Genomic DNA, 22,074 nt, shown 5'->3' on the forward strand with positions numbered 1-22,074 from the left:
GGTATGAATGCCGAAGCGCGTGCGGAATTCCGGAAGACCCTTTGCCTTCTGTTTCTCGTTGAACGCCTGCAGCCTCTCCTTGACGGCGAGCGCGCAGCGACAGGCGTGTTCGGCATGTCGTTCGTCGGCGACCGGTGCGTTCCACATGGCGAAGACCGAGTCGCCGAGGAACTGGATGATCGTGCCGTCGTGGGCGTGGACGGTTTCGCTGAAAATATCGAAATACTCCGAAAGCATCGCCACCACCTCCTCCGGCGCGTGACGCTCGCTGATGGTGGTGAAATCGTAGATATCGGTGAAAAGCGCCGTCACTTCCTGACGCCAGGCTGCCCGGCCGCCGAACTGCCCGGATTCGATGCCTCGGCGCACCAGTTCCTTGGGCACGTAGAGCGCGAAGGTGAAGATGGCGTCGCGGGCCTTGTTCATCGCGCCGTTGAGCGTCGAGATTTCGGTCACGTGCGAGGGGACGTCGATCGGCGTGGTGAAGTCCAGGTCCTGCAGCCGGTTGGCGCTGGCGGTAAGCTGGTGCAGGGACTTCGTGATCAGGTGCGCGAGAACGAGAGCGCTGAGGACGGCGAGCACCACGACGGCGCCTGAAACCGCAAGACCCTCGAGCAGGGCGGCGTTGGCGGTCGCCATCAGTTCGTCGAGAGGGGCAGCGACCACCACCCGATGCCCCGAAAGCAGCACGGCCGAGGCTAGCGGCGTCACCACGACGAGATAGGTGCGATCGCCGACATCGACGAAGCTTGCCTTGCCCGGGGCAGGCGGGTTGAGGCGGATGCTTTCGATGAGCGGATCGTTTTGCGGCGCAGCGACCGGATCGTACTTCTGCTTTGCCGCCATGATACGCTGCATCATGGCGGGATCAGAGTGGATGATCGGCCGTCCGACCGCGTCGAGAATGAATGAAACGGAACCCTCGGTGAGTCGCTCGCGCGACAGGAAGTCGGTAATCGTGTCGAGCACGACGTCTGCGCCGATGACAATCTTTCCGTTTCCGTGATGGGCTTGCGATATCGTCATTCCGAGCTTGCCGGTCGTGGCCATTTCGTAGGGCCCGGTCGATACGGGAGCTTTCCCGTCGACGGCGGCCTGGTACCAGGGGCGAGTTTCCGGGTCGAAGCCGGTTGATGTCAGCCGGCGCTCGGCGAACTGCATGCCGGCTTCATCGAGAAACAGGACGCGGTTGACCGGCTTTCCTTCGGCGTCCTTTTCCATCGAGCGCGCGGCAATCGCTGCACCGCGCGGCGCGTCGAGCGCCATTCGCCACGCGGGCATTGCCAGATCGACGACCTGGAAGAACGCCCCATCCGGATAGCCGACATAGACGCCATCGATGTGCGGAGACCGCATGATGCCTTCACGCAGGATCGCGATCTTGTCGTTCAGGCGTTCCGGCGGGGGCACGAGGAAGGAATTGGCTACCGATGCCACGAGGCCGACCAACGCCGAAGTGTCGCCGGAAAGGACCCCGAGCCGGTCGACGAGACGGCCGACGAAGGCGCGCATGCTGGCTTCGGCATCTTCGATCGCGGCATTGCGCGACCGGCGGTAATCAAGACCGACCAGGGTGGCGGATACCACGATGAGCATGGCAACCATCACGAGGGCAAATAGCGACCGGAGCGAATGCGTCCAGATCGCGGGATGCCTGTTTTCGTCGGAGCCGCGCATGCGTCTGTGTCCCCGTCAGTACGTTCGCCGTCAATCTTTGCAGCATTGCACGGTGTTTGCCTAGAACTTGTTAATTGGCGAGCCGCAGCAGTTGAAGAGACCAAATACTGCCTCGGTTCGATCCATAGTCGGTAAGCAAGTGCTTACATCGCATCACGTGAGCTTACCGCTTCATCGGGCGAACCGGCGATGATCGGTTGCCCCGCCGAAACAAGATGCGGCGGGCTAATAGTTCAGACCACGCTTCTGCCGTTCGAGCGAGGGCGGCAATCGACTTCCCCGAAAGACCGGGCCGCCGTCGCCCTCGCGGCACTTGTAGACCGTGTCGTAGCCCGGTCCGCGCGAGGACTCGAATGGCGCCCAGCGGTCGACGAAGACCTGCTCGCAAGCCACCCTCGGCGGATCCCGCAGCGGATCCTCGTCGCGCACACCCGGAAGGTCATAGAAGGCTTGGGCGAACTGTTGCGCGCTTTGTGCTGCGAGCGCGGCGCCTGTCGAGAGTCCCAGCAGGAAGGCGGTGCAGGCAGGCACCCGGACGGATCGAAGCGAAATCATGCTCTCGGGCTTTCTCAAGAAGGGGATCGGTAAGACCGGAGGGGAGAACGTACGGTATTGCCTCCGGCAAACTTGCGCTATAGGCCAACTGTGTTCCAATTCACTTGGCTAGTTGATCTGGGGATTTTCGATGGCGAATGCAATACGATTCCACGAAGGCGATATTTCCGCGGCCGATGCGGCCCGCTACACGGGCGCTATCGCCATCGATACGGAAACGCTCGGCCTCGTTCCCCGCCGCGACCGGTTGTGCGTGGTGCAGCTTTCACCGGGTGACGGCACCGCCGACGTGATCCGCATTGCTGCCGGGCAGAGGGAAGCGCCGAACCTCGTTGCAATGCTCGCCGATCCGGCGCGCCAGAAGATCTTCCACTTCGGCCGCTTCGATATCGCCGTGCTCTTCCACACCTTCGGCGTCACGGCAACACCGGTTTTCTGCACCAAGATCGCCTCGCGGCTGACGCGCACCTACACCGACCGGCACGGGCTCAAGGATAATCTCAAGGAACTGCTCGACGTCGATATTTCCAAGCAGCAGCAGTCATCGGACTGGGCGGCCGATATCCTTTCGCCGGCACAGCTCGAATACGCCGCTTCCGACGTGCTCTACCTGCATGCGCTGCGCGACAAGCTGACCGCGCGCCTCCTGCGCGATGGCCGCATGGAGCACGCCGAAGCCTGCTTCGCCTTCCTGCCGACACGGGCGAAGCTCGACCTGCTCGGCTGGGAAGAAACGGATATTTTCGCGCATAGCTGACCTTCACGGCGTCAGCCACAGAACGGCGGCGTAGCGCGCCGCCTTGCCGAGCGTCACGAAGACGAGAAACAGCGTGAGCGGGGTCCTCAGCAGCCCGGCGACGAGCGTCAGCGGATCACCGACAACCGGCAGCCAGGAGAAAAGCAGGACGGGCCGGCCATAGCGCTGAAAGAGTGCCTCGGCCTTTTGCCGCGCGGGCGGCGAAACCGGAAACCAACGGCGGTCCTCGAAACGGATGAGAAAGCGGCCGAGCGCGAAATTGACAACGGCGCCAAGCACGTTGCCCGCGGTCGCCGCCACGAAGAGCGTTGTGCGGCTCGTCTCGCCCGCAAGCGCCGCCGCGACGATTGCGGCCTCCGAAAGGCCGAAGAGCAAGGTCGCCGACAGGAAGGCCGCGGCAAAAACGCCGGAAAGCATACCGAAGTCCAGGCTCAGCTCCTGTCGACATGGCCGAGATCACGCTCGGGCCCGATGCACTCGTGCTTACATGGCGCGCGGCGTCGGAAAATCCGCCTGCATGCACCCGCCACCAAAGCGTTCAGATCGCTGATGCCTACCTTCATTATTCGAAAATCCGCACAGCCTGTGCGGGTTGTATCAGGTAGTCGCACATTCGAACAACGCCTATCTGCGTTTCGTCAGATAGGGGAAAGATCATGACCATCAACGACCAAACTGGAACATTCAAGCTCGGCAATCGCATCCTGAAGCGTGTTGGCTATGGCGCAATGCAGCTCGCCGGGCCCGGCGTGTTCGGCCCGCCCAGGGACCATGACGCGGCCGTGGCCGTGCTGCGCGCGGCCGTTAATGCCGGCGTGGACCACATCGACACCAGCGACTTCTATGGCCCGCATGTCACCAACCGGTTGATCCGCGAGGCGCTTGCGCCCTATCCCGACGACCTCGTTATCGTCACGAAGATCGGCGCCCGACGCGGTGAGGATGGAGCGTGGCTCCCGGCCTTCTCAAGGGAGGAATTGAAGCAGGCGGTACATGATAACCTGCGCAATCTCGGGCTCGACGTGTTAGAGGTGGTGAACCTCCGCATCATGTTCGATGCGCACGGCCCTGCTGAAGGGTCGATCGAGGCACCGCTTACCGTCTTGGCCGAGCTTCAGCAACAGGGCCTGGTGCGCCACATCGGACTGAGCAACGTTACGGCTGCACAGGTTAGCGAAGGACGCCGGATCTGCGACATCGCCTGCGTGCAGAACCACTATAACCTGGCGCATCGCGCTGATGACGTCCTGATCGACGATCTCGCTCGCGACGGCATCGCCTATGTCCCTTTCTTCCCGCTCGGCGGGTTCACTCCATTGCAATCGTCCACCTTGTCCGATGTCGCAAAGCGCCTTGATGCGACACCTATGCAGGTCGCACTCGCATGGCTGCTTCATCGCGGGCCTAACATTCTTCTGATCCCCGGCACATCGTCCGTCGCGCATCTGCGTGAGAACATCGCCGCGGCCGACATCGCTCTCTCGGATGATACGCTCAAGGCGCTGGACGGCATGGCGGAAAGCTCCAGCTTCGGCTGATAATGTGAAGCGCGAAAGCGATCCACTGCTTCGCAACGGCTTCCCACATTGCCGGGCGACTACGCTCCACAGGCGCGTCGAATGCCACGCCGTACGTCGCCGTGATAGCGCTGGAGCAACTGGCTCAGCTCCTGTCGACGTGGCCGAGATCGCGCTCCGGCTCGATCACGTCGCGGATCCGCTGCTTCAGCTCCTTCGGCCCGGGGAAGCCGCCGTCGCGCTTGCGCTCCCAGACGAGGTCGCCATCGACGCGGATCTCGAAATTGCCGCCGGTTCCGGGGATCAGCGCGACTTCGCCGAGCGAATCGCCAAACGTCGACAACAGCTCCTGCGCCATCCAGCCGGCGCGAAGCAGCCAGTTGCATTGGGTGCAATAAAGGATTGTGACGCGGGGCTTTTCGCTCATCTCATGTTTCCTGATTGTGCTCGGACAATAGTGGCGGTTCATAGCCATAACAACGGCCTCTTCACGCACACATCACACACATGTCAACTTTCATAGTCATGTTTTTATCTGAGGGAGCCTTGTATTGCGAACGGCGCCCGGCAAGAGAACTGCTGCAGTGCAACCAGTCCAGAGGAAATCATGACCGACACCACCGTTACGACCGCCCGCCCGCGCGCGATCCTGCCGGCACTCGAAAAGATCTACCTGCCGCTCGGCAACGTCGCCGAGACGCTGCTGCGTGCGCTTGCCGGTGCGCTGCTCGTCACCCATGGCTACGGCAAGATCCTCGATCCCTTCGGTGCCGTTGGCATGGTGGAAGGCCTGGGCTTTTATCCGGGCGTCTTTTGGTCGCCGCTCCTCTCTGCCACCGAATTCTTCGGCGGCATCTTCCTCGCCATCGGCTTCCTGACCCGCCCGGCCGCGTTCGCGACCACCATCGTGTTGCTGGTCACCGTCTATTTCCACGGCATCGTGCAGGGTCAGGGGCTCGGCGGCGCCGAGAAATCAATCCTTTGGGCCGCAATCACCTTCTTCTTTGCCATCCGCGGCGCCAACAGCCAATCGGTCGACGCCAAGCTTGGCAAGCAGTTCTGACCTCCTGCTTTTTGACGCGGCCGCTTGTCGGCCGCATCTCTCCTTCTCACGATCAATACTATCGGGCGACGCTGCGGATCGTCATGCGATGCGCCTTTCCCGCCCGGTCGAGCCAGTCGATCGACTGTCCGACGGAAAGCCCGATCAGCGCCGCGCCGATCGGCGTCAACACCGAAATCCTGCCCGCTTCGATGTCGGCTTCGCCGGGATAGACCAGCGTCACTTCCTTGGCAAAACCGTTGTCGGCATCGAAGGCGACGGTCGAGCCCATCTGCACGCTGTCCTTCGGCAGATCATGTGCGGCGACGCGCGCCCGTTCGAGTTCCGAAAGCAGCGCTTCGGCGACGTCGGGTACGCGGTCGAGTGCCGACATGGCGAGTGCGGTAAGGCGCGCATGGTCCTCGGCATTGATGACGATCGGTGGAAGTTTCTTGCGGTTTACTGTGTCCGCCATGATGATATCCGTGCTTGTGCGCATAGCTGCCTGCGCGCATGTTTCCTCGAATCCGAACCGATTTGAGGAAACACGCAGCAATTCAAAGTGCTGCAGCGTCCTTGCGCGCCTAACGCGGCGCGCGGCGCTGCAGAGGCGCCATGATCGCGATTGTTCCTGTGAAATGTCTTTGCGCTCGCCGCACCTAAAGTCTGTGGATCGCCGCAGACGGTCTTGATGCGAAAGGCTCCCCTTCCCCGGAGAGCGCACGCATCCGGGCCGGGGTCAGGTTCCTGCGATAGGGCAGACCCGGAAAGAACAACAGAAATGGATCGCAAGCGTCGACATGGCCCAAAGGTCGGAAAGTTCGCCCGCGAAGTCAAGGCCGACGATCGTCTCTTGAACGGTGGCGGCGGCCGTGGTCAACCTAGCCCACAGAATGATCTTGACGGAACAGCAGGGTCTCGCGCCGACGCGCCGGCAGGCTTTGCGATCTCGTGATGGAGGAGGTTTGGTCATGAACGAAGCAATCGAGGGCGGCTGTTTTTGCGGGCGCATTCGCTACCGGCTGAAGGCGCGGCCGATGTTCGTCCATTGTTGCCACTGCAGCGATTGCCAGCGGCAGGTGGGAAGCGCTTTCGCGATCAACGGCATCGTCGAGGCGGAAAACGTCGAACTGCTCAACGGCGAGCCCGTGATGGTCACGTTGCCGACCGACAGCGGCCGCCCGCACGACGTTTATCGCTGTGCCGACTGCCAGTCGGCGCTCTGGAGCGACTACGGCCGGCGCAAATGGCTTTCTTTCGTGCGCGTCGCAACGCTCGACCGGCCGTCGGATTTTCCGCCGGACGTACACATCTATACGCGCTCGAAACTCGACTGGGTGACGCTGCCGGCGGGCGCCAAGGCTTTCGAGGAATATTACGACATGCAGGCGTTGTGGCCGAAGGAGAGCCTGGAGCGACGCGATCGCGCCTATGCCAAGTCGAAAGGACAGGCGCAGTCATGACGGGAAGCGAGCGTGAAAAGATGGCGGCGGGCGCATGGTATCGCTGCCTCGATCCGGAACTGGATGAATTGCGCGCCCGCGCCCGCAGGGCGGTCCACCAGCACAACACCCTGCCGCCGGATGAGCGGGGCAGTCTGGCCCCGGCCTTGAGGACGCTGTTTGCCGATGTTGCTGCCGACGCCTTCGTCGAGGCGCCGTTCCATTGTTCCTACGGCATGAACATAACGCTCGGCGCCCGCGTCTACCTGAACGCCGGATGCACCATCCTCGACAGTGCACCCGTCACCATCGGCAGCGATACGATGCTCGGACCGCGCGTGCAGATCTATTGCGCCGAACACCACAAGGATCCGGCGCTGCGCCGGGAGGGACTGGAAATCGCCCGTCCCGTGACGATCAGCCAGAACGTCTGGATCGGCGGCGGCGCAATCATTCTCGCCGGCGTGACGATCGGCGACGGCGCGATCGTCGGCGCGGGCGCGGTTGTGACGCGCGACGTGGCCCCGGGCGCGACGGTGGTGGGGAATCCGGCGCGGGTGCTTGGGAGCCGGTAGCGGCTACCGCACTCTCTCCTCCCCGCCAACATTCCAACTACATCGATCTCGTGTCGATTGCGCGCCAACCCCTCCGCTTGTCATCCTCGGGTCAAGCCCGAGGATGACACAATAGAGAGGGTCAAGAATGCCAGCGCCTACCGGCGCTGGCTCTGCCGCCCGCCCCTGTTACGCGGCACGCTTCTTGAGGGCCGCATCCCGGCTGCCGACGTGCTTGCGTTCAGAATTTCGTTCACGCGACCGGGATTGACGTCGAAGCTGGCGGCAATGCGATTTTTGAACTCGCCGTTCCAGTGCCGGAGCCAGTTTTCGACAGCGTCGTCAAAAGTGAGCGTATAGCTCGGTTTACTATTGTCGTTAGCGAGGAAAGCTTCGAGGATTTACTTGATTGGCTTGAACTGATGAAGCGCAAGTTGCAACGCACTCTAAAGAAGGCAGCTAGCTAATCGCGCCATTCCTCTCACTCATCGCCCATCTTCAGCGCCGCGATAAACGCCTCCTGCGGTATCTCCACCTTGCCGAACTGGCGCATGCGCTTCTTGCCTTCCTTCTGCTTTTCCAGAAGCTTGCGCTTGCGGGTGGCGTCGCCGCCGTAGCACTTCGCTGTCACGTCCTTCCTCAGCGCCCGCACGGTTTCGCGGGCGATGATGCGGCCGCCGATTGCGGCCTGGATCGGGATCTGGAACATGTGCTGCGGGATCAGGTCTTTCAGCTTTTCGCACATGACGCGGCCGCGCTTTTCCGCGGCCGAGCGGTGAACGAGCATCGACAGCGCGTCGACCGGCTCGCCATTGACGAGGATCGACATCTTGACGAGGTCGCTCTCGCGATAGTCCGAGAGGTTGTAGTCGAACGAGGCGTAGCCCTTGGAGATCGACTTCAGGCGATCGTAGAAATCGAAGACCACTTCATTGAGCGGCAGGTCGTAGGTCAGCATCGCCCGGTTGCCGACATAGGTCAGTTCCGTCTGGATGCCGCGCCGGTCCTGGCAGAGCTTCAGGATGCCGCCGAGATATTCGTCCGGCGTCAGGATCGTTGCCCGGATCCAGGGTTCGCGGAATTCGGAGATCTTGACGACGTCCGGCATGTCGGCCGGGTTGTGCAGCTCCTTCTCGGTGCCGTCGGTCATGGTCAGCTGATAGACGACCGAGGGGGCGGTCGCGATGAGGTCGAGATCGAATTCGCGCGACAGCCGTTCCTGGATGATCTCGAGATGCAGCAGCCCGAGGAAGCCGCAGCGGAAGCCGAAGCCGAGGGCGGCGGAGGATTCCATTTCGAACGAGAACGAGGCGTCGTTGAGCCTGAGCTTGCCCATGGCGCCGCGCAGTTCCTCGAAATCGGCGGCATCGACCGGGAAGAGGCCGCAGAAGACGACCGGCTGCGCCGGCTTGAAGCCCGGCAGCGCCTCCGACGTCGGACGCTTGTCTTCTGTGATCGTATCGCCGACGCGGGTATCGGCCACTTCCTTGATCGAGGCGGTGATGAAGCCGATCTCGCCGGGGCCGAGTGAATCCATCGCGACCATCTTCGGCGTCAGCACGCCGACGCGCTCGATCGTGTATTTCGCCCCGGTACCCATCATGCGGATCGTCTGGCCCTTGGTCAGCACCCCGTCGATGATGCGCACGAGAACCATGACGCCGAGATAGGTGTCATACCAGCTGTCGACGAGCAGCGCCTTCAGCGCTGCCTTTTCGCCGCCAGCGCTCTTCGGGGCCGGCAGCTTGTGGACGATCGCTTCGAGCACGTCCGGAATGCCGAGGCCGGTCTTGGCCGAGATCAGCACGGCGTCGGAAGCGTCGATGCCGATCACTTCCTCGATCTGCTCCTTGATCCGCTCCGGTTCGGCCGCAGGCAGGTCGATCTTGTTGAGCACGGTGACGAGCTCGTGGTTGTTGTCGATCGCCTGATAGACGTTGGCGAGCGTCTGGGCTTCGACCCCCTGGCTGGCGTCGACGACGAGCAGCGAGCCCTCGCAAGCCGAAAGCGAGCGCGAGACTTCATAGGCGAAGTCGACGTGGCCGGGCGTGTCGATGAGGTTCAGCACATAGGTCTCGCCGTCATTGGCCTTGTAGTGCAGGCGCACCGTCTGGGCCTTGATGGTGATGCCGCGCTCGCGCTCGATATCCATGCTGTCCAGCACCTGCTCGGACATTTCGCGCTCGGCAAGACCACCGGTCGACTGGATCAGCCGGTCGGCGAGCGTCGATTTGCCGTGGTCGATATGGGCCACGATCGAGAAGTTGCGGATATGCGACAGGGGCGTCTTGGAAGATGTTGTGCTCATGGGCCGCATATAGCAGCGCGATCAAACGGCGCAAAGCGGGAAATGAAGGCTTCGTTCGCTATGTTTGGCCGCGACCGCCGCCTATTCGGAGCGTGCTTCCGCCTCGATCAGTGCGCCGGCATTCGGCACCTGCGCACTCTTGAGTTCGAAACCTTCGCAGAGTTGCGGCGGTACTCTTTCGCGGCTGCGGAGACGCAAGAGCACGAAGGCCGCATAGAGGAGCGCCACAGTCATTGCGGCGTAAATGAAGGTGCGCTGCCCCAGGACGGGCGTCAGCATGGTGACAAGCATCGGAACGATGGTTGCCGACGTCGACCAGGCAACGAGCATGGTGCTGGCGAGCGGCACGAAATCAGACGGATCGGCGCGGTCGTTGGCATGCGCATTGGCGATCGAGTAGACCGTCTCGACCGCGCCGGCGAAGAGCGCGAAGACCAGCATCAGCAGGATGAGATTGGCGAAGGAAACGCTGAGCGCCGCAAGTCCGGCGGCGACGATCAGCGCGCAAGTGGCAATCAAGACAATGCGGCGATCGATACGGTCGGAGAGCGCGCCCATCGGATACTGGATGAACATCAGCCCGAACTGCATGACGAACATAAGCGCCGCTACATCTTTCTGGCCGACATCGTTGGCGGCGGCATAGATCGGCGTGAAGCCCTGCACGACCATCGAAAGGCCGCCGGCCGCAAGGATGCCGACGAAGGCGACGGGAGAATTCCGCCACGCCATCGGAATGTCGATGCTGACCTTGGCGGGCGCTGGCGGCGTCGGCAGGCGGGTGAGGCCGATCGGCAGGATCGCGATTGTGGTGAAGAAGATCGTGATGATCGGCGCGAGGTTGCCTTCCGTGGGGATCTGGCCGAAGAGCCAGGCGCCGGCGCCGAGGCCGATGACATAGGCCATGTAGAAAAGCGCCATCGCCTTGCCGCGCCAGTGGTTTTCGCTGGCGTGGTTCAGCCAGCTCTGGCTGATGATGAAATTCGTATTGCCGGCGGCGCCGTAGAGGCAGCGTGCGAATACCCACAGAAGCGGATGGACGCCAAGACTGATCATCAGTGCAGCGAGAATGACGAGGGCCATCGAACAGGAGAATGCGCGCGCATGGCCGACGCGGCGGATGAGGGGGCCGGCGATCACGCAGCCGACGAGGCCGCCGAAGGCGATGGCAGTGACCGCGGCGCCCGGAACCCAGTCCGGTGCCGCGGACCGTGTCAGCACGAACGGAACATAGGCGAGCATCATGCCGTTGCCGATCGCGACCGCCGTCATCGAGACGACGATGCTGGCGATCGACAGCAGCGAGGAAGGAGACCTGTACCTGGCTTCCGCGACGTCCATGCCGTCCCCCTCGACAAGAGATTTCTAAACTATTGAAGAAGAATGCTTTTGCGAACTAGCGCAGTTTCGCGACCATAGCGCCTGACGCGCCGCCGTGTTGTCGTCAAAACGGCATGGGCGAAATTTTTTTTGGCGGTTCGCCGGCGCCTTGACTCCACTATATGAGAAATGCAATCTCAGATAATGGAACATGTCAACGACCCCCTTGAACGGGCCATCGGCGAACGGGTGCGGCAACTGCGAGCCGGACAGGCGCTGACCCTCGACGATCTCGCGATGCGCTCTGGCGTCAGCCGGGCCATGATATCGCGCATCGAACGCGGTGAAACGAGCCCGACGGCGCAGCTCCTGGCGAAGCTCTGCAGCGCGCTCGGCACGACGCTTTCGGCGCTCTTCGCCTTCGAGGTGAAGGATGCCTCACCGGTCGCGCGGCGGGCGGATCAGCGGCTCTGGCGCGATCCGGAAAGCGGTTACCTGCGCCGCTCTGTTTCGCCGGAAGGCGTCGGCTCGCCGGTCGATATCGTCGAGGTCGAGTTTCCGCCGCAGGCCCGGGTCGTCTTCGAGCGCCAGCCGGCGGACCGCGGCATCACGCAGCACCTCTGGCTCTTTTCGGGCCGGCTCGAACTGACGATGGAGGACGGACCCCATCTGCTCGAGGCGGGCGACTGCCTCTTCATGGGGCTTGAGGAGGCGCATGTCTTTCACAATCCCTATGACGAACCGGCCCACTACGCCGTCATTCTCTGCCGCACCAAGGTGTAGAGCCTTTCATGGTGAACTGGAAACAATTCTGTTGGCTCAAGCGGAGCGGAATGTTTGCTCGGCTGGCGCGCGCCGTAGCCAACGCATACCGCCAAGCCGGCCGAGGAAGCAGGTCGCCCGCTTCAGCCAACCCGAAGGACCGGGCATCTTTCCGCCAGGATCAGAGGCGATCGCCTCGGCCGTGCGTGCGGGTACGACGCTCGCCAATCGCCTCTGCCCTAACGCAAACCTGCTCCGGCAGAATGTTTCCAGTTCACCATGAAAGGCCCTAGCCATGCCTGAGATAAACATCCGTGTGCTCTGCGAAGAAGAAACCCGTGCCGCTCTGCCCGCGCTTGCCGAGATCCTTTCCGAGTGCGTCGAGGGCGGCGCGTCGGTCGGGTTCATGCAGCCTTTCGCGCCGAAGGATGCCTTGCCTTTCTGGGAGGCGGTTTGCGCCTCCGTCGCCCGAGACGAAACGGTACTGATCGTTGCCGATGTCGATGGCCGCTTCGTTGGTACCGTGCAGCTCGGCATCGGCACGATGCCCAACCAGCCGCACCGCGCCGACATCAAGAAGCTGCTTGTCCGCCGGGATGCGCGCGGCCTCGGTCTTGCGCGCCGGCTGATGGAGAAAGCGGAAACCGAGGCCGTGAAGCGCAGCCGCCGCGTGCTGGTGCTCGACACCGCCACCGGTGAACCGGCGGAGGCGATTTATGAGCGCCTCGGCTGGATGCGCGCCGGCGTCGTCCCCGATTACGCGCTGATGCCGGACGGTCGCTATTGCAGTACGACCTTCTTCTACAAGCATCTCGCGCTATAGAGTAGTTCCGGGCGGGCAACGGTTATCTGCCTGAAATTGCATCGGTTCTAAGCCGCGCCGGTTGCGGATCGCCAGGCTGCCGCACGCGTCGGCGCTGCATGGACCGAGACGATGTCGACGGGTCCCCGGCTGGAACTGCCTCCTGTCCCCGTCGCTTACGAAACGAAGAAGCTCGAGAGTCCTTCGCCGGCGGCAAGGGCCAGATAGGCGAGAACAGCGAAATAGACCGTTGTCGCGACAAGAAACAGATAGCCAGCGGCCACCATCAGGCCGTCGCGCTGGATGATTCCGAGCGATAAGAGCAGGATCGCGATGCCGGGCAGCGTGTTCGACAGCGGGATCAGTCCGAGCGGAAACATCAGGAGCACGCCGCCGGCCATGATCATCAGGCCGTTGAAGCGGTTCATGAAGGCGCCCTGCGTCAGGAAGCGCAGCCTTGGCCGCACGAAGCGGTCGAGCTTGGAGACGAGCGCGGCTCCCTTTTGGAGCGTCGGCACGAGCTTCTCGGTTTCGATCTGCCGATCAAGGATGCGTTGCGGCAGCCAGGGCAGGCGATTGAGTGTGATCGCCATTGAGATAAGGATGATTGCGGCACCGAACACGGTGCTGACGCCCGGAATCGAAACCGGAATCAAAAACGGCAGCGTCAGCAGCGCGCAAAGCAGCAGAAAGCCTTGCTCGCCGATTCCGATCATAAGCTCGCGCAGCGTGATCGTATTGCCTCTGATCGAGGCGATCATGTCGTTCAGCGTGTCGCTGAGATTGCGTTCCGTGTCGCCGAACTCGACCGCCATGCTGTCGTCCCCGCTTGTCTGACCCCTTATAGCGCCGTGCGTCTTTCAGACGCACAAAGGTCGCTGCAAGGCTCTCATCTGCTGCATGGCTTTGTTCTTAAATCGGTTCCGATCAAGGAACCATGCAGTGGCCCATGTAACACAGGCATGTGAAGGATCGGTTAGCGGCTGCTCTGGACAGCAATGTGGCGGAGGATGGCCATTTTGTCACGCTGACGAGACCGTTGCCGGCGTACAACATTAAGCTGCACATTGCTGGTTGCAGCTTGAATGGAATGCCTCTTCATCTTCCTGCCTTAATCGATAGTATGAAGCAATTTCGAGCACCAATGGGGACAATCGATTCGATGATCAAGAAATGCGCCATCCTGGCCATTGCGGCCGTTTACCTTTCCGGATGCACCACCACCGATCCCTACACAGGCGAGCAGAAGATGTCGAATACGGCGGGCGGTGCACTGCTCGGCGCGGGCCTTGGTGCCGCAACCGGCCTTCTGGTCGGCGGCAGCGCCGCGGGACGACGTGATGCCGCGCTTGTCGGTGCCGGTATTGGCGCGCTCGGCGGCGGCCTTGTCGGCAACTACATGGACCAGCAGGAATCGGAACTGCGCGCCCAGTTGCAGGGCACGGGCGTGTCGGTGACGCGTGCGGGCGACCGCATCATCCTCAACATGCCCTCGAACATCACCTTTGCGACCGACCGCGACCAGGTGGTCCCGGACTTCTATTCGACGCTCGACTCGGTTGCGATCGTGCTGCGCAAGTTCAACCGGACGCTGATCGACGTCGACGGCCACACCGATTCGACCGGCAGTGCGGCCCACAACCAGGCCCTCTCCGAGCGCCGCGCGGCTTCGGTTGCCAACTTCCTCGGCGGCCGCGGCATCGACCAGCGCCGCATCTCGACCATGGGCTATGGAATGGAGCGGCCGATTGCATCGAACGCCACCGAGGCCGGCCGTGCGCAAAACCGCCGTGTCGAAATCTCGATCGCGCCGATCAAGCAGGGCTGATCCGCAAGATCACGGATACGACGGGGGCCGCCGGCGTGCCGAGCGGCCCTTTTTCTTTCGGGGATGCAGACCATCTTCGCCGAAGCCACTGCAAAATCGCGGCGCGTCTGCCGTGTTCGAGTTCTCGACTCTAATGCATGTCTTGGTTCTGCATATGTCGGTTGGCGCCCGCGCCAACCGCCCTCCGGGCAGAGACCACGCCCAGGGCCGGTGCGAGTGCAAAGAGCCCAAAGAGCCAGATCGCGGCCGAGGTAGCGCCTGCCGCCGTGCCCTCGCCAATGCCGGCAAGGTTGGCTGTCATGCCGGCAAGTGCGGCGCCGAGGGATGCGGCGAAGAGCTGGATCGTCGTAATCGACGCTGCCGCCTTTTCCTCTTCGCCAGCCGGTGCGGCGGCGTAGACGGCCGTGACGATGTGCGGCCATGCGAGCCCGATGCCGAAGCCGACCGCGGCGACCCCGAGGCACAGCGGCACCGCGATCGCGGCGAAGCCAGCCGAGATGAGCGGCATGAAAGCGGCGATGGTCAGGAGACCGACGAGGCCGAAGAACGGGCCGGCGGTAATCGTCTTGCGCGCGCGGTGGCCCTCCCAATGGGCGCTGGTCATCGAGCCGGCTGTCCAGCCGAGCGCCATCAGGGCGGCGATATAACCGGCAACGAGGGGAGACTGTTCGTGCAGTTCCTGCAACAGATAGGCAACGTAAATCTCCGGCTGCATGCCGATCATCGCCAATGCAATGGTGGCATAGAGCGCCGCCAGCGGCGAGCGCGGGCTGAGGGCGCCCTGTGGCAACAGCTGGGCAGTCGCGCGGCGCTCGCTGGCGACGAGCATTGCAAAGAGGACGAGCGCGGCACCGACGCCGGCGATCTGTTCGCCGGTCGTCGTGAGGGTTCCGCTCACCGAGAGCACCAGGACGATGCCGATGAGAAGCGTGAGCTGCGTCAGCGGCAACGGACCGCGCGTGCCTGATGTCGTCCGCGGCAGGATCGAGAGCGCGAGGATCGCGAGCACTGCCGTCAGCGGCAGCAGCGACCAGAAGGCAACCCGCCACGCACCAAATTCGGCAAACCCGCCGCCAATGGCCGGACCGACGAGCGTCGCCGTTCCCCAGGTGGCGGATATGAGCCCGATCGCGCGGGCCCAGAGTGCGGCCGGGAAAACCATGCGGATGACGCCATAGGCCAGCGCGTAAAGAAGCCCGCCGCCGAAGCCCTGGATGGAGCGGCCGGCAAGCAGCAATGCCATGTTTGGCGCCACGGCGCAGGCGAGCGACCCAAGTCCGAAGACCAGCGCAGCGACGGCGTAGGCGCCTCCGGCACCGGCCCGATTGAGCAGCCGCGCCGAGAGCGCCGCACCGAGAATGGACGCGGCCACGAAAAGCGTCGTGCTCCAGGCATAATAGTCGAGCCCGCCGATGTCCCGCACGATGGAAGGCATGACGGTCGTGACGATATAGATGTTGAGTGCATGCAGCGCGACGCCGCCGCTGAGCACAAGCGAATGGATGGCGTTTCCGCCGGAAAAAAGGGCGAGCCAGCCGGCATCGGATGCGGCCGAAGCGTTGTTGGTCTTGTCGAGCATGTGGGCCTCGTTGATCGGCAACCGTTTCAATGGACGGTTGCGTCGTCAAGATGAGCGAGCTTGTCCGGATTGCGGACGATGAAAATATCGGCGACCCGGCCGTCGTTGTCGTAGCCGAACGAAACCGTTGCGGCGATATCGCCGCCTTCGCTGCGCAGGAGGATGCCGCGTCCGCCGTTGAGCTCCGCGGTTTCCCACCGGTAGTGCGACCAGTATTCGGTGAGCCGCTCGGTAATGAAGGCCATGACGGTCTCCTTGCCGGAAAGGATGCCGAGCACGGTCGCGGCCTTGCCGCCGCCATCTGCGGTGAGCTTCACGTCAGCCGACAGCAGCGCCGAAAGGCCGGCGATGTCGCCGCCCTGAATGGCGCCGTGGAAGGCTGCAAGGAGTTCCTCCTGGCGTTCGCGCGGCGTCGTATGCCGGGTCTGAACCACACCGATGTTGGATTTCGCGCGTGACACCAGCTTGCGGGTAGCCGACTCCTGCATGTCGAGCGTTTCGGCAATCTCGTCATAGGGTTGGCCGAAAATCTCGCGCAGCAGATAGGCAGCTCGCTCCTTGGGCGTCAGCCGTTCGAGCATCAGCAGGAATGCGGTCGTAAGCGACGCGGTGAGCGCGAGCCTCTCCTCCACGTTATCGTCGCTTGCGGTGTGGATCGGTTCCGGCAGCCACGCGCCGACATAGTCGACGCGTTTGCGGTGCGCGGATTTGAGCAGATCGAGGCAGCGGCGGGTGCAGGCGGTGGTGAGCCAGGCGGCCGCACTTTCGATCGCGGAAAGATCGGCCGCCTGCCATTTCAGGAACGTGTCCTGCACGGCATCATCGGCATCGGCACGCGAACCCAGGATACGGTAGGCGAGACCGAGGAGGCGGGGGCGCGCCTCCTCGAACATGCCGCTCTTGTCGTTGTGAACCATGTCAGTGCCTCGAAATCTGGATGCGGTTCCAAAGGTTGATCATCGCGACGGTCGAAGTGATGACGCTGATCTCGTTGTCGCTGAAGTGCGCGCGAAGCCGCGCACGCAGGCTTGCGAAATCCGTCCGGGGCTCGAGTTCCGTCAAGGCCTCGGTCCAGGCGAGGGCGGCCTTTTCGCGCTCGGAGAAATCGCCGACCTGATCCCAGACGATGATGCGGTCGAGCCGTTCGCTCGTCTCGCCGTCGGCACGGGCTTCTTTCGTATGCATCTTCACACAGAAGCCGCAACGGTTGATCTGTGAGGCACGAAGCTGGACGAGGTGGTGGATCGTCCGGTCGAGGCCGTGGCTGTCCATCTTGTTGTGCACGTCGGCAAGGGCGTCGAGCACATCCGGGATTTCCTGTTCGTAGCGCACGGCTTTGATATCGGTCATGGTCTGTCTCCATCGCTGGGGGTCAATTGATGCTTTCGATCAGTTGACGATTGACCATGGACGCCTGTGACGCGGGTTCGGAATGTTTTTCCGCAAGTCATCCCTTGGGCGGATAGGCGTGCTCGTTTCCGCGGAAATCGGTGACGGTATAGCAGCCACCCCCTTCCGCAGCGATCGTGCTCGCGCTGACGACGGCCTTGCCGTGGCCGCCGGGGATGTCGAGGATGTAGGTCGGCTGGCAGAGACCGGAAACACGGCCGCGAAGCGCGGCGACGAGTTTCTGCCCCTCCTCGATCGACAGCCGGAAATGGCCGGTGCCGGGGGCAAGATCGGGGTGATGCAGATAATAGGGCTTGATCCGCGTTTCGACGAAGGCGCGCATCAGGTCCGCAAGCACGGCCGCATCGTCGTTGATGCCCTTGAGCAGCACCGACTGGCTTACCATGACGATGCCCGCGTCGATGAGGCGGGCCGAAGCGGCGCGCGCCTCGGGCGTCAGCTCGCGCGGGTGGTTGGCATGCAGCGCCACATAAGTCGCCTTGCCGCTCGCCTTCAATGCCGCGACGAGATCGGCGTCGACGCGCTCCGGCTCGACGACGGGCACGCGTGTGTGGAAGCGGACGATCCTGACATGGTCGATCGCGCCGAGTCGCTCCATGATTTCGCCGAGCCGACGGGGTGAAAGCACCAGCGGATCGCCGCCGGTCAGGATCACCTCCCAGATCTCGGAATGGTCTGCAATGTAAGCGACCGCGGCGTCGAGCTCGGCAGGCGTCAAGGTGCCGAGCCCCTGCGGCCCGACCATTTCGCGACGGAAACAGAAGCGGCAATAGACCGGGCACACATGCACCGCCTTGAGCAGCACGCGGTCGGGATAGCGGTGAACGATCCCGCTAACCGGGCTGTGCGAACCGTCGCCGATCGGATCGGCGCGCTCTTCCGGCGTGAGCGTCAGCTCGGCTGCGTCCGGCACGAACTGCCGGGCGATGGGGTCGTCCTTGTCCTGGCGGTCGATGAGATCCGCAACGGCCGGGCTGATCGAAACCGCATAGCGCGATGCAACATGCGATATGGCCTGTTCGTCCGCCGGTGCGATGAGGCCGGTATCGACAAGCTCGCGCGCGGTTCTGATGGAGCGTTGTGCCGTCATGCGCCCGCCTCCGCGACCGGCGCCCAAAGCACCTGATCGATGCGCGAAGCGCCCGTCGCCAGCATCACCAGCCGATCGAAGCCGAGAGCGATGCCGCTCGCCTCGGGCATGATCGCGAGAGCCGACAGGAAGTCTTCGTCGAGCGGATAGGTTTCGCCATAGACGCGCGCCTTCTCCGCCATTTCGAGTTCGAAGCGGCGGCGCTGTTCTGCGGCATCCGTCAGTTCGCCGAAGGCATTGGCAAGCTCGACGCCGCAGGCATAGAGCTCGAAACGCTCGGCGACACGGCGGTCCCGTGCCGTCGGCCTGGCGAGCGCCGCCTCGGCGACCGGGTATTCGTCGAGGACCGTCGGCCGACCGAAACCGAGATTGGGTTCGACCTTTTCCACGAGCACGCGGCTGAAGAGATCAGCCCAGGTGTCATCGTCGGCGACGCGCAAGCCGGAAACTCTCATGGCCGCCGCCAACTGGTCGCGATCCGTCGCGCCGTCCTCGGCGATCGAGGCGAGCAGGTCGATGCCTGCAAAGCGCTCGAAGGCTTCGGCCAGGGAAAGCCGCTCGGGTTCGATAAACGGGTCCGTGCTTCTGCCCTGATAGGTGAGGGATCGGATGCCCGTCGTCTCGGCGGCGAGCGCGAGCATTTCGCCACAGTCGCGCATCAGCGCCTCGTAGCTCTCGCCGGCGCGATACCATTCGAGCATGGTGAATTCGGGATGGTGCAGCGGCCCGCGCTCCCGGTTGCGGTAGACATGGGCAAAACAGGCGATCCGCGTTTCGCCGGCCGCCAGCAGTTTCTTGCAGGCGAATTCCGGCGAGGTATGGAGATAAAGCGGCTGGGCGGAGCCGTCGTGGCCGAGCGCTTGCGTTGCAAAGGCATGCAGGTGTGCCTCGTTGCCCGGCGACACCTGCAGGCTGGCCGTATCGACCTCGACGAAATCGCGCTCGTCGAAGAACCGCCGCAAGGCCGATTGGATCCGGTTGCGTCCGATGAGAAACGGGCGCCGGTCGGCATGGACATCCGGTGTCCACCAGGGAGAAGCATGCGGCATGATCGGTCGGTCCAAACTTTCTTCGCCTGCCAAGTTTCTTCGCGTGCCAGTTTCTTCGCGTGCCAGTTTCTTCGCGTGAATGCCGGCGCAGGCTGGCTATTTGCGCGAAATTAGGGTAGTTGCGGCGCGAAATCCTAGTTTTCGCGTCCTTCAGGGCCGGGTTTCCCGGTCCGAGGTGTCGCGCATACCTCTGTTACAAGGAAGACTAATGGTCAAGGTCATCGCCTCTTCTGTCCGCAAGGGCAACGTGCTCGACGTCGACGGCAAGCTCTATGTCGTGCTTACCGCACAGAACTTCCACCCGGGCAAGGGCACGCCGGTCACGCAGGTCGACATGCGCCGCATTTCCGACGGTGTAAAGGTTTCGGAGCGCTACCGCACGACCGAGCAGGTCGAGCGCGCTTTCGTCGAAGACCGCGAACACACGTTCCTCTACGAGGACGGCGAAGGGTTCCACTTCATGAACCCGGAATCCTATGATCAGCTCGTCATGTCGTCCGACGACATCGGCGACCAGAAGGCCTATCTCCAGGAAGGCATGGCGGTGATGCTGTCGATCCACGAAGGCGTTGCGATCGCCATCGACCTGCCGCGCCACGTCATCCTCGAGATCACCGAGACCGAGCCGGTGGTCAAGGGCCAGACCGCGTCGTCCTCCTACAAGCCGGCCCTGCTTTCGAACGGCGTTCGCACCTCGGTGCCGCCGCACATCCAGGCCGGCACCCGCGTCGTCATCGCGACGGAAGACGGCTCCTACGTCGAGCGCGCCAAGGACTGAGTTGCGCTCAGGGGGTAGAAGCCCAGTCCGTGCTTTTGCCCCTCACCCTAACCCTCTCCCCGTCACGACGGGGAGAGGGGACTGACGCCGGCACGGTTTGCGCCTTCTCCCCGCGAGCGGGGAGAAGGTCGCGGCAGCGGAATGAGGGGCCGCGCGAGCGTCAGGTCTGGCAGCAATCCGTGCGATCGTCGGGGTGGCAGGTGAGCACCTGCTGCTCCTTTCATTGCCGACCGGAACCACATACGAAAATCAGGGGAGCAATTTCCGAGCCGGGTGCTAGGATGCCGCCGTTTTCGAGAGAGAGGCATTGCATGTTCCCACTGTCGCATATGATGAAGTCCTTCATTCGCAAGGGTCGCCTGACGGTGATCGATGCCGATGGCAAACGCCACGTCTTCTCCGGCGAGCCCGGGCCACACGTGACGATGCGGCTGACGGACAAGCGGCTTTATCGCAGCCTCGTCTTCAACGCCGAGCTTGCCGCCGGCGAGGCCTATATGGATGGCACGATGCGCTTCGAGGAAGGCTCGACGCTCCGGGATTTCCTCCAGCTGTTCTCGATCAACCGGCTCTCGCTCGGTTCCTATCCGATCCAGAAGCTGTTGCGCGCGGTCAAGATGCGCTTCCGCAAGCGCCAGCAGGCAAACCCGAAGGGCAAGGCGCAGCAGAACGTCGCGCATCACTACGATCTCGGCAATGATTTCTACAAGCTCTTCCTCGACGAGAACATGCTCTATTCCTGCGCCTATTTCCGCGCGCCCGACGAGACGCTGGAGGCGGCGCAGCGCAACAAGCTGAGGCTGCTCGCCGCGAAGCTCTGCCTGAAGCCGGGGATGCGTGTGCTCGATATCGGCTGCGGCTGGGGCGATCTGGCGCTCTACCTAGCGGCGCTCGAGAATGTCGAGGTCTTGGGGGTGACGCTTTCGAAGGAGCAACAGGCGCTCGCTTCCGAGCGGGCCCGCAAGGCAGGCATGGCCGACCGCGTGCGTTTCGAGCTGAAGGATTACCGCGACGTTCAGGGTCCCTTCGACCGCATCGTCTCGGTCGGTATGTTCGAGCATGTCGGCGTTCACCACTACGACGAGTTCTTCAAGAAGCTGAATGCTTTGATGCCTGATGACGGGCTCGCCGTGCTGCACTCGATCGGACACATGAGCCCGCCCGGTATGGCGAGTTCGTGGCTGCGCAAGTACATCTTCCCCGGCGCCTATTCGCCGGCACTGTCGGAGGTCTTCTCTGTCGTTGAGCAGAACAGCCTGTGGGTGACTGATCTCGAATTCCTGCGGGTGCACTATGCGACGACGCTGGCACACTGGGGCAAGCGCTTCGAGGAAAACCGCGACAAGGTGATCGCGATGTACGACGAGCGCTTCGCCAGGATGTGGGAGTTCTACCTGATCAGTGCGGAGATGATGTTCCGCACCGGCAGCCAGCTTGTCTTCCACATGCAGTTGTCGCGCTCGCGCGACGCAGCCCCGATCGTGCGCGACTACATCACGGACCAGCAGCGCGCTTATATCGAGCAGGAAAAGGCGCTCAGCCTCTCGATCTGAGCCATCATTTTCCCCTCAACTTCCCCCTCATCCTGGCCCTCTCCCCGCAAG

The 22,074-nt window shown here is 63.0% G+C and carries 23 protein-coding genes; 10 read left to right on the forward strand and 13 right to left on the reverse strand.

The annotated features are described in order from the left end of the window. Positions 1-1,677: adenylate/guanylate cyclase domain-containing protein (locus QN222_RS20405; protein WP_284005571.1), on the reverse strand; the 1,677-nt coding region annotated here is incomplete at its 3' end. Between the two features lie 225 nt (positions 1,678-1,902). Continuing rightward, positions 1,903-2,232, reverse strand: a complete 330-nt coding sequence (locus QN222_RS20410) for a hypothetical protein (protein WP_283965772.1) — start codon at positions 2,230-2,232, stop codon at positions 1,903-1,905. A 130-nt stretch (positions 2,233-2,362) separates the two neighbouring features. On the opposite strand from QN222_RS20410, the gene QN222_RS20415 reads away from it, so the two are divergent. Further along, positions 2,363-2,989 (forward strand): ribonuclease D, encoded by a 627-nt coding sequence (locus tag QN222_RS20415; protein ID WP_283965771.1) that lies wholly within the window; start codon positions 2,363-2,365, stop codon positions 2,987-2,989. A 3-nt stretch (positions 2,990-2,992) separates the two neighbouring features. On the opposite strand, the gene QN222_RS20420 is transcribed toward QN222_RS20415, so the two are convergent. Continuing rightward, positions 2,993-3,337 (reverse strand): YqaA family protein, encoded by a 345-nt coding sequence (locus tag QN222_RS20420; protein WP_283965774.1) that lies wholly within the window; start codon positions 3,335-3,337, stop codon positions 2,993-2,995. 308 nt (positions 3,338-3,645) lie between these two features. Between QN222_RS20420 and QN222_RS20425 the strand changes: the two genes are divergently transcribed. After that, positions 3,646-4,527, forward strand: coding sequence for an aldo/keto reductase family oxidoreductase (locus tag QN222_RS20425; RefSeq protein ID WP_283965770.1), 882 nt, complete (start codon positions 3,646-3,648; stop codon positions 4,525-4,527). 124 nt (positions 4,528-4,651) lie between these two features. On the opposite strand, the gene QN222_RS20430 is transcribed toward QN222_RS20425, so the two are convergent. Beyond that, on the reverse strand, positions 4,652-4,933 hold the full coding sequence (locus QN222_RS20430) for a SelT/SelW/SelH family protein (protein WP_283965769.1): 282 nt from the start codon (positions 4,931-4,933) through the stop codon (positions 4,652-4,654). A 180-nt stretch (positions 4,934-5,113) separates the two neighbouring features. Here QN222_RS20430 and QN222_RS20435 point away from each other — a divergent pair, with 180 nt between their 5' ends. Further along, positions 5,114-5,569, forward strand: coding sequence for a DoxX family protein (locus tag QN222_RS20435; protein ID WP_283965768.1), 456 nt, complete (start codon positions 5,114-5,116; stop codon positions 5,567-5,569). Between the two features lie 58 nt (positions 5,570-5,627). Here QN222_RS20435 and rnk read toward each other — a convergent pair whose 3' ends face one another. Beyond that, positions 5,628-6,023 (reverse strand): nucleoside diphosphate kinase regulator, encoded by a 396-nt coding sequence (gene rnk / locus QN222_RS20440; RefSeq protein WP_283965767.1) that lies wholly within the window; start codon positions 6,021-6,023, stop codon positions 5,628-5,630. Positions 6,024-6,519: 496 nt separating this feature from the next. Here rnk and QN222_RS20445 point away from each other — a divergent pair, with 496 nt between their 5' ends. Beyond that, positions 6,520-7,011, forward strand: a complete 492-nt coding sequence (locus QN222_RS20445; RefSeq protein ID WP_283965766.1) for a GFA family protein — start codon at positions 6,520-6,522, stop codon at positions 7,009-7,011. Beyond that, positions 7,008-7,565, forward strand: a complete 558-nt coding sequence (locus QN222_RS20450; protein ID WP_284005572.1) for a sugar O-acetyltransferase — start codon at positions 7,008-7,010, stop codon at positions 7,563-7,565. The genes QN222_RS20445 and QN222_RS20450 overlap by 4 nt, the downstream gene beginning before the upstream one ends. Before the next feature lie 460 nt (positions 7,566-8,025). Here the strand turns inward: QN222_RS20450 and lepA are convergent, their stop codons facing one another. Next, entirely contained in the window at positions 8,026-9,861 is a 1,836-nt protein-coding gene (gene lepA, locus QN222_RS20455) for a translation elongation factor 4 (protein ID WP_283960693.1), read from the reverse strand. A gap of 72 nt (positions 9,862-9,933) precedes the next feature. After that, the gene (locus tag QN222_RS20460; RefSeq protein ID WP_284005573.1) at positions 9,934-11,193 is read right to left on the reverse strand and encodes an MFS transporter; all 1,260 of its coding nucleotides are present in this window, start codon (positions 11,191-11,193) and stop codon (positions 9,934-9,936) included. A gap of 183 nt (positions 11,194-11,376) precedes the next feature. On the opposite strand from QN222_RS20460, the gene QN222_RS20465 reads away from it, so the two are divergent. Both QN222_RS20465 and QN222_RS20470 read left to right on the forward strand, forming a co-directional pair. Next, the gene (locus QN222_RS20465) at positions 11,377-11,955 is read left to right on the forward strand and encodes an XRE family transcriptional regulator (RefSeq protein ID WP_283960691.1); all 579 of its coding nucleotides are present in this window, start codon (positions 11,377-11,379) and stop codon (positions 11,953-11,955) included. A gap of 274 nt (positions 11,956-12,229) precedes the next feature. Further along, a complete protein-coding gene (locus QN222_RS20470; protein ID WP_283960690.1) occupies positions 12,230-12,757 on the forward strand; it encodes a GNAT family N-acetyltransferase in 528 nt (175 codons plus the stop codon). Between the two features lie 155 nt (positions 12,758-12,912). Here the strand turns inward: QN222_RS20470 and QN222_RS20475 are convergent, their stop codons facing one another. Continuing rightward, complete coding sequence (locus tag QN222_RS20475; RefSeq protein WP_283960689.1) at positions 12,913-13,551, reverse strand: exopolysaccharide biosynthesis protein; 639 nt, start codon at positions 13,549-13,551, stop codon at positions 12,913-12,915. A 347-nt stretch (positions 13,552-13,898) separates the two neighbouring features. On the opposite strand from QN222_RS20475, the gene QN222_RS20480 reads away from it, so the two are divergent. Continuing rightward, entirely contained in the window at positions 13,899-14,564 is a 666-nt protein-coding gene (locus tag QN222_RS20480) for an OmpA family protein (RefSeq protein WP_180941374.1), read from the forward strand. Positions 14,565-14,694: 130 nt separating this feature from the next. On the opposite strand, the gene QN222_RS20485 is transcribed toward QN222_RS20480, so the two are convergent. The 5 genes from QN222_RS20485 to epmA all read right to left on the reverse strand — a co-directional run bounded on the left by QN222_RS20485 (position 14,695) and on the right by epmA (position 19,692). Then, positions 14,695-16,143, reverse strand: a complete 1,449-nt coding sequence (locus tag QN222_RS20485; protein ID WP_283960688.1) for an MFS transporter — start codon at positions 16,141-16,143, stop codon at positions 14,695-14,697. A 26-nt stretch (positions 16,144-16,169) separates the two neighbouring features. Next, on the reverse strand, positions 16,170-17,060 hold the full coding sequence (gene sigJ / locus QN222_RS20490) for an RNA polymerase sigma factor SigJ (protein WP_283960687.1): 891 nt from the start codon (positions 17,058-17,060) through the stop codon (positions 16,170-16,172). Between the two features lies 1 nt (position 17,061). Then, the gene (locus QN222_RS20495) at positions 17,062-17,493 is read right to left on the reverse strand and encodes a carboxymuconolactone decarboxylase family protein (RefSeq protein WP_283960686.1); all 432 of its coding nucleotides are present in this window, start codon (positions 17,491-17,493) and stop codon (positions 17,062-17,064) included. Positions 17,494-17,590: 97 nt separating this feature from the next. Next, the gene (locus tag QN222_RS20500) at positions 17,591-18,643 is read right to left on the reverse strand and encodes a lysine-2,3-aminomutase-like protein (protein WP_283960685.1); all 1,053 of its coding nucleotides are present in this window, start codon (positions 18,641-18,643) and stop codon (positions 17,591-17,593) included. Continuing rightward, complete coding sequence (gene epmA, locus QN222_RS20505) at positions 18,640-19,692, reverse strand: EF-P lysine aminoacylase EpmA (RefSeq protein ID WP_283960684.1); 1,053 nt, start codon at positions 19,690-19,692, stop codon at positions 18,640-18,642. The genes QN222_RS20500 and epmA overlap by 4 nt, the downstream gene beginning before the upstream one ends. A 208-nt stretch (positions 19,693-19,900) precedes the next feature. On the opposite strand from epmA, the gene efp reads away from it, so the two are divergent. Continuing rightward, on the forward strand, positions 19,901-20,470 hold the full coding sequence (gene efp, locus QN222_RS20510; RefSeq protein ID WP_283960683.1) for an elongation factor P: 570 nt from the start codon (positions 19,901-19,903) through the stop codon (positions 20,468-20,470). A 311-nt stretch (positions 20,471-20,781) separates the two neighbouring features. After that, the gene (gene cfa1, locus QN222_RS20515) at positions 20,782-22,023 is read left to right on the forward strand and encodes a cyclopropane-fatty-acyl-phospholipid synthase (protein WP_283960682.1); all 1,242 of its coding nucleotides are present in this window, start codon (positions 20,782-20,784) and stop codon (positions 22,021-22,023) included. The last annotated feature ends 51 nt before the right edge of the window (positions 22,024-22,074 follow it).

The organism is Sinorhizobium sp. 6-70, assembly GCF_030124375.1.
Taxonomy (GTDB): domain Bacteria; phylum Pseudomonadota; class Alphaproteobacteria; order Rhizobiales; family Rhizobiaceae; genus Sinorhizobium.

What these genes read in the sequence shown, in the direction of transcription:
- rnk (WP_283965767.1), bottom strand. Translation starts at nt 6,023, where the DNA reads ATGGCGGACACAGTAAACCGCAAGAAACTTCCACCGATCGTCATCAAT.
- QN222_RS20500 (WP_283960685.1), bottom strand. Translation starts at nt 18,643, where the DNA reads ATGACGGCACAACGCTCCATCAGAACCGCGCGCGAGCTTGTCGATACC.
- QN222_RS20415 (WP_283965771.1), top strand. Translation starts at nt 2,363, where the DNA reads ATGGCGAATGCAATACGATTCCACGAAGGCGATATTTCCGCGGCCGAT.
- QN222_RS20475 (WP_283960689.1), bottom strand. Translation starts at nt 13,551, where the DNA reads ATGGCGGTCGAGTTCGGCGACACGGAACGCAATCTCAGCGACACGCTG.
- QN222_RS20450 (WP_284005572.1), top strand. Translation starts at nt 7,008, where the DNA reads ATGACGGGAAGCGAGCGTGAAAAGATGGCGGCGGGCGCATGGTATCGC.
- QN222_RS20430 (WP_283965769.1), bottom strand. Translation starts at nt 4,933, where the DNA reads ATGAGCGAAAAGCCCCGCGTCACAATCCTTTATTGCACCCAATGCAAC.
- epmA (WP_283960684.1), bottom strand. Translation starts at nt 19,692, where the DNA reads ATGCCGCATGCTTCTCCCTGGTGGACACCGGATGTCCATGCCGACCGG.
- QN222_RS20480 (WP_180941374.1), top strand. Translation starts at nt 13,899, where the DNA reads ATGATCAAGAAATGCGCCATCCTGGCCATTGCGGCCGTTTACCTTTCC.
- QN222_RS20425 (WP_283965770.1), top strand. Translation starts at nt 3,646, where the DNA reads ATGACCATCAACGACCAAACTGGAACATTCAAGCTCGGCAATCGCATC.
- efp (WP_283960683.1), top strand. Translation starts at nt 19,901, where the DNA reads ATGGTCAAGGTCATCGCCTCTTCTGTCCGCAAGGGCAACGTGCTCGAC.
- QN222_RS20495 (WP_283960686.1), bottom strand. Translation starts at nt 17,493, where the DNA reads ATGACCGATATCAAAGCCGTGCGCTACGAACAGGAAATCCCGGATGTG.
- QN222_RS20460 (WP_284005573.1), bottom strand. Translation starts at nt 11,193, where the DNA reads ATGGACGTCGCGGAAGCCAGGTACAGGTCTCCTTCCTCGCTGCTGTCG.
- QN222_RS20445 (WP_283965766.1), top strand. Translation starts at nt 6,520, where the DNA reads ATGAACGAAGCAATCGAGGGCGGCTGTTTTTGCGGGCGCATTCGCTAC.
- QN222_RS20465 (WP_283960691.1), top strand. Translation starts at nt 11,377, where the DNA reads ATGGAACATGTCAACGACCCCCTTGAACGGGCCATCGGCGAACGGGTG.
- QN222_RS20485 (WP_283960688.1), bottom strand. Translation starts at nt 16,143, where the DNA reads ATGCTCGACAAGACCAACAACGCTTCGGCCGCATCCGATGCCGGCTGG.
- QN222_RS20470 (WP_283960690.1), top strand. Translation starts at nt 12,230, where the DNA reads ATGCCTGAGATAAACATCCGTGTGCTCTGCGAAGAAGAAACCCGTGCC.
- lepA (WP_283960693.1), bottom strand. Translation starts at nt 9,861, where the DNA reads ATGCGGCCCATGAGCACAACATCTTCCAAGACGCCCCTGTCGCATATC.
- QN222_RS20435 (WP_283965768.1), top strand. Translation starts at nt 5,114, where the DNA reads ATGACCGACACCACCGTTACGACCGCCCGCCCGCGCGCGATCCTGCCG.
- cfa1 (WP_283960682.1), top strand. Translation starts at nt 20,782, where the DNA reads ATGTTCCCACTGTCGCATATGATGAAGTCCTTCATTCGCAAGGGTCGC.
- QN222_RS20410 (WP_283965772.1), bottom strand. Translation starts at nt 2,232, where the DNA reads ATGATTTCGCTTCGATCCGTCCGGGTGCCTGCCTGCACCGCCTTCCTG.
- sigJ (WP_283960687.1), bottom strand. Translation starts at nt 17,060, where the DNA reads ATGGTTCACAACGACAAGAGCGGCATGTTCGAGGAGGCGCGCCCCCGC.